The organism is Butyrivibrio sp. XPD2002 (assembly GCF_000423945.1).
In the GTDB taxonomy this organism is placed as follows: Bacteria; Bacillota; Clostridia; order Lachnospirales; family Lachnospiraceae; genus Butyrivibrio.
In genome coordinates this window covers 1-12,032 of sequence record NZ_KE384115.1, presented here as the reverse complement: position 1 = coordinate 12,032, position 12,032 = coordinate 1, and the positions used below count along the sequence as shown (strand labels likewise).

Here is a 12,032-nt window from a genome sequence, read left to right as displayed (position 1 = left end):
CAGGGCTGATCAGCCCCTATAAAAACCACATCAGGATAAGCTGTCAAAAACGGCCCTTATATCCTTTTCACCTGCTCCTTCAATACTTCCCTGCACCATTACAGGCTTTCCGCCGCCGCGAACCTCATGGTTCTTACGAAGCTCAGCAAGCACGTCGTTACTGTTTAAGCCTTCTCCGCAGCCGATGATAAATCTGTAGCCCTCATCATCACTCCCAAAGAATATGCCGCAGTAGCCGCCCTTATCAGCAACAAGGGTATTAACGACTCTTCTTATTACATTGGCATCTGTTCCGCCATCTGTAAACAGGCAGGCGTTCTTAGCATCCGCAGGAAGTGCGTCCGCTTCCTTAAGTAAAAGCTTCTCGCAGGCTTCGGAGAGCTTCCTCTTAAGTTCACCCATCTCCTCCTGCTGCTTCTTAAACTGGGCAGGGACATTCTCTATTCCCGTGGACATCTCGCCGGCAAGCTTCTGTATCATAGAGTGCTCATTATAAAAATACTCAAGGGCTCTGAAGCCGCACAGAATGCTGACTCTTGTTCCGCCCTTATAATTTTGTGATGTTATAAGCTTCAGGATTCCGATTTCGCCTGTTCTTTTCACATGGGGTGCGCAGCAGGCACAGATGTCGTAGCCGTCAACCTCAACTATTCTGACAGCTCCTGTAAGCTCCTTCTTACTGCGGTAATTGATGTCAGAGAGCTCATCGGAGCTGGGATACCAGGTCCTTATCTCGCGGTTTTCATAGATTGCGCGGTTTACGCTCTTCTCAATATCCTTAAGCTCCTCCTCCGAGAGCTGTCCGCTGTAGTCCATGGTCACGATGGAATCACTGAGATGGAATCCCACGTTGTCATATCCGAATCTTGAATTAACTATTCCGGAGAAAATGTGCTCTGCGGAGTGCTGCTGCATATTGGAGAAGCGGTGCTCCCAGTCGATTTTCCCGTAAATTGAAGTTCCTTCAGGAATCTCCTTATCAAGATAATGATAGATAACCTCGTCCTTAATCTGAACGTCCAGAACCCTGATCACCCTGTCGTCCTTAAGGAAGGAGTCGTCTTCCGCCTTCAGCTTTTGCAGATCCTCATCCGTTAGCGCAAAAATCACACCCTTATCCGGTGTCTGTCCGCCCTCCTCAGGGAAAAACAACGTCTTGTCAAGTACGACAGTAAAGGTGTTTTCTCGTTTTTCATCAGGTGCACAGCTGCAAACCTTCGCAGTAAAGGCTGTGCTGTATGCATTTTCATCATAAAGTTTTATTGTCTTTGAATTCATAATGCCAATTGTATCACAAATCCTTTTAAGCAGATACATTATCTCTATTTATTAAAGAAATATATATTTATTAAAAATTGATAACTTTTGCTCGTATTACAAACAAATATAATCGGCTGGGTGTAAAATAAAATAGCAAATATATAACTTTGTTTTCAAAAATGGAGGCATATATGGAGGCGAAGGTAAGGAAGGGTAAGCTTATACAAAATCTCATTCTTGTGGCAATAGGTGCAATAATTGGAATTTCCGCACTTCTCACAATTATCAGCTCTATTGAGATCACCAACACCTACAACGATATGATCGAAGAGGAATTGAAGATCGGTGCTGAGCATCTCCAGAGCGAGATGAATTCTGTATGGGATGGTGACTGGTCCTATGTAAATGGTGATGTTTACAAGGGCGAAGAAAACATCATGGGGGAATATCAGGATCTTATGGATGAGCTCCATGAAAAAACAGGAATCGAGTATTCCCTTTTCTATGGGGATACCCAGGTCCTTACAACCGTTACCAATAACGGAACAAGACTGACCGGTTATAAGTGCTCTACTGATATAGCTGACCATGTACTCAAAACAAAATCTGAATATTATGCTATAAAGTCCCAGATTCAGGGCACTGACGAAAGATATTACATCTACTATGCTCCCATGCTCCAATCCGACGGATCCATAGCAGGAATGGTATTTGCAGGCCGCGCCGTTCATGACGTGGAAGCAAGAATAACCAAGATCATTCTCACAATGGTCATTATCGCTGCTGCCCTTGTAATTATCCTTTCCATTATCGGTTATATTATCGCCAGCAAAATCTCCGTTAAAATGCGCGCCATTGCTGATGAGCTTGGTAGTCTCTCACAGGGTAATCTCAAGCTCAACATAGATGAAACCTCCGTTGCACGAAATGATGAAATCGGTCTTTTGGCAGATGGTGCCAAGACCCTTAGTGATAAGCTTGGTACCGTAATAAGAACCACCATGGACATGTCAAACGAGCTGAAAAAATCAGGCTCAGACCTGTCCGATTCAGCCAGCCAGGCATCCCAGGCTTCAGGTCAGGTAAGTGAAGCAATCGACGAGATTTCAAAGGGCGCCGTTTCCCAGGCTGAGAGCGTAGAAAACGCAGCAGGCAACACCCAGGAAATGGGCAACAATATCGATGTTGTAACTGACAATGTAAATCAGCTTCAGGATTATGCAAAGCAGATGAAGGAATCCTGCATAGCAGCTATGGACGCCCTGAACAGACTTATTGCACAGAGTAATGAAGTTCAGGCATCAGTTCGTGAGATCGGCCAGACCATTGATTCCACCAATGAATCAGCAAGAGAGATCTCCAAGTTCTCAGAGGCCATCACAAGCATCGCATCACAGACTAATCTCCTGTCCCTCAACGCCTCCATCGAGGCTGCAAGAGCAGGTGATGCGGGAAAGGGCTTCGCTGTTGTAGCTACAGAGATTGGCCAGCTGGCTGTTCAGAGTAGTGACAGCGCAGATGAAATCAAGAAGATCGTCGACAAGCTTGTAGCGGATTCAGAAGCATCCGTAGAGGTTATGCATAAGCTGAACTCCAACTTCGAGGTTCAGGAAACACAGCTTGATGACACAAAGACCAACATGCAGAGCATGGCGGATAACGTAGATAACGTGGCAGAGAGTACAGAGAATATCTCATCCCGAATCGAGGAGCTGAATGCAGCCAAGGATCAGCTTGTTAATATCATCTCCGATCTGTCCGCAGTATCACAGGAAAATGCAGCTTCCGCCGAGGAAACCAACGCCTCCATGCAGGAGCTCAACGCTACCTTCACGATCATCACAGAAGCAGCAAGTAACCTTCAGGATCTGGCATCCAACATGACAGAGGCTATAAGCTACTTCAAACCGTAAACCTCACAAGGAACTCTCCTGTGAGATTGTAATAAGCGAGGAATAACTATTATGATGATGAAAATCCCCGAAGGAACCGTCATTATCCGGGAAGGCGAAGTGTCCATGGATATGTATAAAATAATCAGCGGACATGTAGAGCTTTACACCGGCTACCGCACCAAAAAGGAAACGATTCTTGGCATACAGTCAAAGGACTCCTTTATTGGTGAGGTAGGATTACTCGCGCAAAAGCCTGCGATCTATACTGCCGTTGCATATTCTGATGTCGTGGTTTTGCGAATCACCATGACAGAAATAGATCTTTATATGGAGGAGAATCACCGCGATGCCATGGCCATAATGACAAAAATGGCACAGGCCATGTATAGCTTAAAATACAGCATGGACAGCTTTGTGGATGATCTTATGAAAGGAAACGCTGCTCCTTCATCCTACAAAGGATTCTTTTCAAAATCGTTTTCAAAATATAATGTTGATGGAGAAGCATCCACCAAATATAAAACCCTGCACTGATTCATTCACAGTGCAGGGCTTTTTTCTTAGCGAATGAAGCTTTTTACCCAGTTGACTAAAGATTCGTGATGTCTGTTGTTATAAACATCATTTCTCATCTGATCTGTTACGTATCCATTTTTCTCCATGATAGCGATGATTGCTTCCTGTAAGCCATCGATAACGCCATCCTCATAAGAGCCTTTGGCTTTCTCCTCCTGTACCGGCTGCACAGGTGCGATGCTCTCCGCGGGCTTCTCCTCCTTCTTTTTATCCTTTGAAGGCTCAGCCTTTTCTTTCGTTGTTTCCTTTATTTTCTCCGGTTTAGGCTCTGATATCTTACCGGAAACCTTTCCAGCTTCCTTAACCACCTCAGGTTTTCCGGCAGCAGATTTCTTATCACCCTTGCAGACAGGAACCCATATCTCTCCTGAATTAGCCTTAATATTTACCTGTATGCATCCGTTGTTAACAGGCACCTTTTCTCCCGACAGAGCGCCCATATACTCAGGTGCATCGCCGACAGGAACAGTCATACCAAAGTCATTGTCATCATTATTTACCGTAACAACAACCGTTTTTCCATTATAGCTTCTTGAGAATGCAAACTGTCTGTTATTAAGTAAAAGCTCCCTGTAATCGCCATAGGATAGCTCCGGATTTTCCTTTCTTACCTTTCCAAGGGCTGCTATAAGCTTTGTTGCAGGATTATCCTTTACCGCATCCTTATAGTCCCTGATATTTAACGCAGGCCTTAAGGAAGCGTCAGAGCCCTGCTCCTTCCTACCCTCAATTGCGAATTCCGAACCATAATAAACAGAAGGAATTCCCGGAAGTGTATAGAGAAGAATGTGAACAGGCGTAAAGTGCGCCTTGTTATTTAGCTTCGTATAAATCCTCTCAACGTCGTGGTTATCCACAAAGTTATAGAGCTTAAAGCCGCTTCCGCCACTGGCATGCATACCCTCAAGATTCCTCTGGGTGTGGGCTATCTCAAAATAGTTATGGTCATTATGGCCTGAATACAGCGCCTTATGCATAACATAGTTAGTTACTGAGTGGAGGGTTCCGTCATTAACCCATCTGGAATAATCGCCGTGAATAACCTCTCCCATAAGCCAGAAATCAGGCTTAACCTCATTTGCCACTTCTCTGAGTGCCTTCATGAAATCAAAATCCAGCACGTCCGCAGCATCAAGCCTTATTCCGTCTATATCGAATTCATCAACCCAGAAGCGGATCGTGTGACAGATGTAGTCCTTCACCTCGGGGTTTCTCTGATTAAGCTTTACAAGAAGGTTGTAGCCTCCCCAGTTATCATAGGAGAAACCATCATTATATTCGTTATTTCCACCAAAATTGACATTGCAGTACCAGTCTCTATAGCGGGAGCCTTCCCTGTTTTCCTTAATGTCCTTAAACGCAAAGAAATCTCTTCCCGTGTGATTAAACACGCCATCCAGAATAACTCTTATTCCGCTGTCATGACACTTCTTCACAAATATCTTAAGATCATTATTATCACCGAGACGGGAATCAAGCTTCCTGTAATCAGTAGTCTCATAGCCATGACCCACCGACTCGAAAAGTGGTCCTATGTAAAGGGCATTACAGCCTATCTCCTTGATGTGATCTATCCACGGATTAAGTTCCTTTAGTCTGTGGGTTACCGAGTCGTAGGAATTTTCCCTGGGCGCGCCAAGAAGTCCAAGCGGATAGATGTGGTAAAATATTGCCTCGTCATACCAAGCCATATAGCAGTTCCTCCTCATAAAGAACATAAATCGCTAACGTAATATCGATAATAATATTGTATCAAAAAAATAAAACAGCCCGCAATAAAATGTGCGGACTGCTTACTTAACATCAAATTTTATCTGAGATTAATATTTATTGAAACTTGTAGGTAGCATTATTGTTTGGCAAATACAAACACATTCCATGGATGAACTGGATACTATCGAGTATTATCAGCAGCCTGGAAAGGCACATCATCTATCTGAGATAACAGCAAAGCAGTGTGAACTCTATGAGTTCATGGGTGTAAATGTCCCGACATGATCAAACCTTGGTATAAAATGACGAGACTTTAGGTTTAAAATGTCATACAACTTTTCCATTGTACCACAAAACATCTGATATATGGTAATAATTTATCCTAAAATTCGTTATCCAATTTTATATATAATTGTGATTGGATGAGATTGTTGCATAAAAAATCCGGAAACCTACGAGATTTCCGGATTTTGATAGTTTATTTCATTTACTTTATTTTTGCACTCTTTGCCTTTGACCAATCTGAATAGAATCTGGCATTGTTATTTTCAACATAAGTTCTTACTCTGAAGTAATACTTCTTATGTCTCTTAAGCTTGCTTATTGTAACCTTCCTTTTGCTATTTCCTGCACTTTCAGTCTTTTCAGCCTTGAATGTTTTTGTTTTAACTTTCTTGTTAAATTTTTTGTCTGTTGAGTACTGGATCTGATAGCCGCTAACACCTGTAGTTCCCTTAAAGGTAACATCTGCCTTTTTCTTCTTTGAAGATTTCACTTTGGTTACTTTACTCGCTTCGATAGTAGATCCCTTTACAGAAAAAGAGTATTTTGTGTCTTTAGCATTTATTTTTATATAATACACACCAGGCACAAGGTATAATTCTCCTGTTCGATTAACACCTGACTCATCGTGATTTCCACCTTTTAGTGATAACTTTTCTTCAGTAAGATCGGAATTATAGATTTTTGCTTCAAATTGAGATGTCTCATAGGTTCCATAAATTGTAATATTAAATGTGTATTTCCCTTCCTTATCAATACTAAATCTATACCAATCTACCTGATCTGTACTTGTACCGGAATCTGTAACTACTGAGTTAATAACATATTTCTTCGGATTATCATAACTATCTTCATTTGTTTCAGATACTCCAAAACCATTAAAGCCTATTTGTATCTTATAATTCTGGTAACCATTGCCCTTATCTTTATTTCTGACACCCTTTCCAGTAACTTCAATGTAGTAAGTTCCCGCTGATAAAACACGTTTATCGGATTCTGTCACAGGAGCATCTTCTTCTGTCCCGAAAATAGTTTGTACATGACACAAGATATCCGTGTTCTTCTCTTTACGAAGAAATGCGCTCACTCCATAACAATTCTTAAATGCAGCACTTAATGTAAACTCCCCATCTTCGGTCAAAACCACTTTGTAGAAGTGTGTTCCTTCATCAACAAGTGGTGTCCATGCTGTCCATTCCGAATTAGGCGTTAGTATAGTTGCAGTATCCTGTGTTTCACCTGCTGCCTTAGCCGTAAGTTTTGTCTCAGGAGCAAATGTGCTAAAAGATGCAACTGTCATAGACATTGCCAGAAGCAATGCTCCCGCTTTTTTTAGTAAACCACTTTTCTTCATCTTCATTTCCCTCTTTTCTTTTTAATTCCAGGCATCCGCAAAAAGCGAATTTCTTGAACATTTTTCTTATGTTCTGTCCTCATACAACCTGTTAATTATATCACAACATAGTTTTATAGGTATCTAGCAACCTTGCTTTTCACTTCAAATTTATCGTAAGTTTTTCGCTGCCTCGACATCTGCACCTTCTACAATCTTAAGTTCTTTTTGGAAAAGCTGAACATACTCCTCTGCATAATCCGCAGCATCTTTAACATCATATAGCGTGTTTATTGATACTCTTCCACCAATTGCATGAACATAATATGTATCCGTTTCATCTCCGGGAAGTATTATGTAAAATTTTAATGTCTTTGATACACCATACTTTTCATCAACAACAGCATCTTCACGTTGAAATACATAAATAAATCCGTCCTTTCGTATGACGGTTGATTTTGCCCTGTCTACATGATCAGTTTCCGAAAAAATCCCAAACACATCATCATCGGCAAAATCCTTAACTGCTCTTCCACTCTCATTATGATGATCAAAATAACCATCATGCTCAGATTTTACGTTGATAGAGTGTACCCCATTTGAATTTATATTAGCTCCATCCAGGTTTGCAAAGCTCTTATATCCCGGAAGGACATCCTCACTATATATTTCACGACCAACACCTTTTAGAAGATTTTCTCTGTATTCAATGAGTTTCCTAGGTACCGGTGCCACAACTCCGTACCCAATTCCATTTTCTTCAATTGTTCCAATATGGACTTCAGTCGTATCGACAAGCCACTCTGGGTGAGGATCCTGTTTCTGCGCTTCAACCTCTGCTTCCTCTTCCGCTCTCTTCTTCATGTCTGCCTCATACTCAGACTGTATGGCATTTTGCATTTCATAAATTTCCTCTTCCCTGCCATCAGCCTTTGCCTCACTGATTATTGCATTGTACCCTTCTGCAAGACTCAGCGGACTCTCATCATACTTCTTTCCGCAGCCAGTGATGCAAATTGCAAGTAATGTGATTGTAAAAATAATTGTTTTCTTCATGCTTTTCTCCCTCCGTATTGTATTATGTTGTTCTATCTATAAGTACCGGCGAGTTTTGATTCGGTTTTATATTTTTGAAAAATCTTTCAAAAAATTTTTGCACAAAAAAGAATCCGGAAATCTTTAAGAATATCTTAAGATTCCCGGATTGTGAAAGTTTATTTCAGTTTCATCCAAACTGGTACTTTTCCATCCTTTATTTTCTGTGTTAAACCTATTGCACTACTTTCTTCTTCGGACATTCCCGTTACATTATCCGTTTCTTCATTCGTTTCAGGATTTATTTCTACATCGTTAATGTATGTGTCATAATAATTTCCTTCTTTGTTAAGAAAACCGTTCTCCTTACCGTTGCTATATGCTCCGCCACTACCAGAAGATGAAATATAGCCGTACTCGTTCATTTCTATAGTGTATCTGCTCCATGCAATATTTGAATAAATAGTCTCCAGCCTTCCATCTATGTTTTTAATTACTATATATTCATTCCAGGGTTCAATATCCGGTACTGGACTAATTATATGAAGTGCCAATTCCGGGATTCCATCATCTCCACAATCTATATATGCATAATCGACTTCTTCCAGAATAACAAATTCTTCACCCCAGTCCTTTCGAAGATATCCAACTACTGCATCAATAAGCTCATCAAGATATAAATCCTGCTCATAATAGCTTGATAAATCAAGATAACTGACATCTCCCTTATTATTTCTCGAAGAAAAATGAACCGGAACCGAGTTTGCCAGGAATTTTTCATACAGTTCTTTATCATCTGTCTTCGCAGAATCTTCATTTTTGTTTGGATCATCCTCTGCTTCTTTGAACTCAGTAATAATAAGTCCGTCAAATATCTCAGGATTCCCACCACTTACAGCCTTTGCGGTAAACGAAATAATATCATTACTATCGCTTGTTTCAAAATATGGTGATTCCCAACTATATTGACCATTTAAAATATAAGTCCCATCACCATTGTTCGTTATATCAAGATTTTTGAAAACAATATAATCTTCAGGAAAATCCACTTGTCCAAATACATTATCAGAATCTGGCGTAACACCATCATCATCGTAATCATAATCATCTGGTATTGTAATACCCAAAGAATTATAAAAATCTTTTATAAACTGAGCATCTAATTTGTCTGATTCTTTCCATGGAAAACCTGCTTTTCCTGCCGGATTTATATATAACGTTTCCACTGCATAATATCTTGCCCCCGTAACATAATCAGATTCAGGTAATCCGAATTGCAAAAAATACCCAACAGCATCAACAATCTGTATTTTTGCACTCTCAGACAGAACAATATCCTCTGCCTCTTGATTTTTTACTTCTTCATCATCTAGTGCTTCTTTCAGAGCTTTTTCACTAGCTGAATCATCTTCCATGTCATTAGTTTGAGACTCCGCCACTTTCTCTGTGTCATTATTCGGGTTTTCATCAGCATCTTGATTCGTTATCTCTTCTGAATCAACATCCCCTTCATCTTCAATAATCTCAGCTTCCTGCGAATTCTGTTTAACAGCATAATATGTCGCACCAGCCCCGGCGCCTGCTCCAACCAGAATTGCCCCCGCTATGATCAATGTCTTAACACTTAGGGATAATCCTGCACCTGTAGCAGCTGCTGTTCCTGCCGCACCTGCAATACCAGAGCCTGCCTCTGCCACCTTTACAGCTCCCGACACAGCCATTTTTGCTGACATACCTGCTCCTGCACTACCGAGCGCAATAGCTCCGGGTGTAAGACCGACCTTTGCACAGCTTCCTACGTAGATGCCCTCTGCAGCTTTAGCTGAAAGCTTTGTATTCTCGGACATAAGCTTGATTGCATAGTACAATGTAGGAAGTGCAACAACATGAAGTCTGATACCGTCGCGTTTTTCCGTTCCTTCAACCTTATCCTTAAGGAATTTTCGGGCATAGTTCAGGCGGCTCTTAACCGTTCCTTCTGAACAGTCCTGCATCTGTGCAATTTCTCCGACTGAAAAACCGTCAAAATAATATGCGATGACAGCAGCCTTCTGAACCTCCGGAAGTTCACCTATAAATTCCTGAATAATCCTGCTTGTTTCCTTCTGGTCTGTCGATAATTCAGGCAGCGATGTAATTTCATTACTCTCAAGTGTCTCAAAGATATCCTTTCCTTCCTCATCAACATTTGGAAGCACATCCTTTTTCTTACGAAAAATTTTCATTCCCTGATTATGGCAGATTCCGTCCAACCATCCGAAAAGAGACTCTGCATTCTGCAGGCTCTTTATGTTCTTGTAGGCCTCAATATATACAATCTGTGTAAGGTCCTGCGCATCAGCTTCATCCTTCATGTATGCCTTTGCACGAAAATAAACATGATTGTATGTAGCAGAATATACCGCATTAAAGCCCTCTTCTTTTCCCTCAGCCATCTCCTCGATGGCTCTTTTCAACTTTTCATCCATTCTCCATATCTCCATTCAATATTTTTACTATAGTTGTCGAAACCGCTCTCCTCCTTTCCCTGGTTCTACTAATAAGTACCGGGAAAAAGATCTTCGGTTTTATAATCTTGAATTATTTTTTTATTTAATAACGATTTATTTTACCATATTATCTTTCTATGTTTTTTCAGAAAACACACCTGGATATTTGCTCCTGAGCGTCGACAGATGAACATGAAAGTTTGTCCGTCTGCTCATTCATTCGCAAAAATAAACAAATGCAAAAAAAGTGTATGCAATTCTCAATCGATTGTGCGCTTACGCAATGAGATTGAAATTACATACACTTATTTACATTTCATACGGACTTAATACCCTGGAATGGCGTCCGAATTTATCAGTTAAATTTTTATAGCACTTCAGATGGTGTCTTATATCAAAAAGCAGATGGATGAAAATGGCTTGTTTAACAAGTTCACAATCCAGTCATTACTTGATGAACTGGATACTATCGAGTATTATCAGCAGCCTGGAAAGGCACATCATCTATCTGAGATAACAGCAAAGCAGTGTGAACTCTATGAGTTCATGGGTGTAAATGTCCCGACATGATCAAACCTTGGTATAAAATGACGGGACTTTAGGCTATAGGTTCCATAAACGCTGAGAATAACCTCTCAGAGATAGGACCTACCTCATATAAAGGATGAACCGTGATCTTTGCATTTTGAGCCATACCCTTCTCCTCTTTTCCCAAATAATGTGTATATAAAAAGAAATGCCTTATATGCTATATAAATCTAGCACATAAGACACTTGAAGCTCTAAAAGAATATTGTTCTGATTATATCAATTATTGCTGCTCTAGGCGGGACCGATGGGGAGTCCGAGCATCAGCCATCCTATAAGGAATAAAATCCATACGACAAGCAGAATCATTCCTATAAGGAAAAGATTAGAAACAAAAGTTCCTACCTTAACGTTAGGATCATACTTATCCTGTGCGTCTTTTAATGATATCCACAAGTAAGGCATTACAGGCGTAAAGCAGTTGGTAGCGGAATCTCCAATCCTGTAAAACAGCTGAGTCATAGCAGGGCCGAAGCCTCCGGCCATATACATCATCGGAACAAAAATGGGAGCAAAAATGGACCATTTTGCCGAGATAGTGTAAAGTCTGCTATGGAAAAATGAGCCAAAGAAAAAAGGCTCAAAAGAACCTTGAAAATGTAGATATTGATACCGACAAGCTCTCCGAGGGCTTAGGGCTCCGCCCTAAGAACCTGCAAGGGACCAGTCCCTTGACCCGTTAAGCGGGCTCTGCCCGCACCCGTCCTCGCCGGAAGCAGGCCAGCAAGCACACTTGCTGACCAATGTATCAGGATTATCCGTGAACCTTATGTCAAGGAACTTTCGCGGCATATCCTCGCGGCGCTGCCGCTTCGGTATTCCACGTTTTCCTTGACAACGGTTCCGCTCCGTTTTATGCGG

10 protein-coding genes are annotated in these 12,032 nt (G+C 41.1%); 3 read left to right on the top strand and 7 right to left on the bottom strand.

Annotated features, from left to right (window positions below):
- Nucleotides 1-30 precede the first annotated feature (30 nt).
- A complete protein-coding gene (locus tag G587_RS0117650) occupies nucleotides 31-1,278 on the bottom strand; it encodes an alanyl-tRNA editing protein (RefSeq protein WP_035787278.1) in 1,248 nt (415 codons plus the stop codon).
- Nucleotides 1,279-1,451: 173 nt separating this feature from the next.
- Between G587_RS0117650 and G587_RS0117645 the strand changes: the two genes are divergently transcribed.
- Together G587_RS0117645 and G587_RS0117640 are read left to right on the top strand one after the other, a co-directional pair.
- Nucleotides 1,452-3,173, top strand: a complete 1,722-nt coding sequence (locus G587_RS0117645) for a methyl-accepting chemotaxis protein (RefSeq protein WP_026493316.1) — start codon at nucleotides 1,452-1,454, stop codon at nucleotides 3,171-3,173.
- A gap of 51 nt (nucleotides 3,174-3,224) precedes the next feature.
- The gene (locus G587_RS0117640; RefSeq protein ID WP_026493315.1) at nucleotides 3,225-3,689 is read left to right on the top strand and encodes a Crp/Fnr family transcriptional regulator; all 465 of its coding nucleotides are present in this window, start codon (nucleotides 3,225-3,227) and stop codon (nucleotides 3,687-3,689) included.
- A 26-nt stretch (nucleotides 3,690-3,715) separates the two neighbouring features.
- Here the strand turns inward: G587_RS0117640 and G587_RS0117635 are convergent, their stop codons facing one another.
- From G587_RS0117635 to G587_RS0117615, 4 genes are all read right to left on the bottom strand, one after another.
- On the bottom strand, nucleotides 3,716-5,422 hold the full coding sequence (locus G587_RS0117635) for an alpha-amylase family glycosyl hydrolase (RefSeq protein WP_026493314.1): 1,707 nt from the start codon (nucleotides 5,420-5,422) through the stop codon (nucleotides 3,716-3,718).
- Nucleotides 5,423-5,931: 509 nt separating this feature from the next.
- On the bottom strand, nucleotides 5,932-7,080 hold the full coding sequence (locus tag G587_RS0117625) for a hypothetical protein (RefSeq protein ID WP_026493313.1): 1,149 nt from the start codon (nucleotides 7,078-7,080) through the stop codon (nucleotides 5,932-5,934).
- 150 nt (nucleotides 7,081-7,230) lie between these two features.
- The gene (locus G587_RS0117620) at nucleotides 7,231-8,115 is read right to left on the bottom strand and encodes a hypothetical protein (protein ID WP_026493312.1); all 885 of its coding nucleotides are present in this window, start codon (nucleotides 8,113-8,115) and stop codon (nucleotides 7,231-7,233) included.
- A gap of 158 nt (nucleotides 8,116-8,273) precedes the next feature.
- Nucleotides 8,274-10,562: an RNA polymerase sigma factor gene (locus tag G587_RS0117615; RefSeq protein WP_196812615.1), complete on the bottom strand. Its 2,289-nt coding sequence runs from the start codon at nucleotides 10,560-10,562 to the stop codon at nucleotides 8,274-8,276.
- A gap of 402 nt (nucleotides 10,563-10,964) precedes the next feature.
- On the opposite strand from G587_RS0117615, the gene G587_RS0117610 reads away from it, so the two are divergent.
- Complete coding sequence (locus G587_RS0117610; protein ID WP_026493310.1) at nucleotides 10,965-11,153, top strand: hypothetical protein; 189 nt, start codon at nucleotides 10,965-10,967, stop codon at nucleotides 11,151-11,153.
- 252 nt (nucleotides 11,154-11,405) lie between these two features.
- Here G587_RS0117610 and G587_RS0117600 read toward each other — a convergent pair whose 3' ends face one another.
- The gene (locus tag G587_RS0117600) at nucleotides 11,406-11,708 is read right to left on the bottom strand and encodes an AbgT family transporter (RefSeq protein ID WP_256379329.1); all 303 of its coding nucleotides are present in this window, start codon (nucleotides 11,706-11,708) and stop codon (nucleotides 11,406-11,408) included.
- Nucleotides 11,709-11,816: 108 nt separating this feature from the next.
- Nucleotides 11,817-11,963, bottom strand: a complete 147-nt coding sequence (locus G587_RS26370; RefSeq protein WP_196812581.1) for a hypothetical protein — start codon at nucleotides 11,961-11,963, stop codon at nucleotides 11,817-11,819.
- Nucleotides 11,964-12,032: the final 69 nt, after the last annotated feature.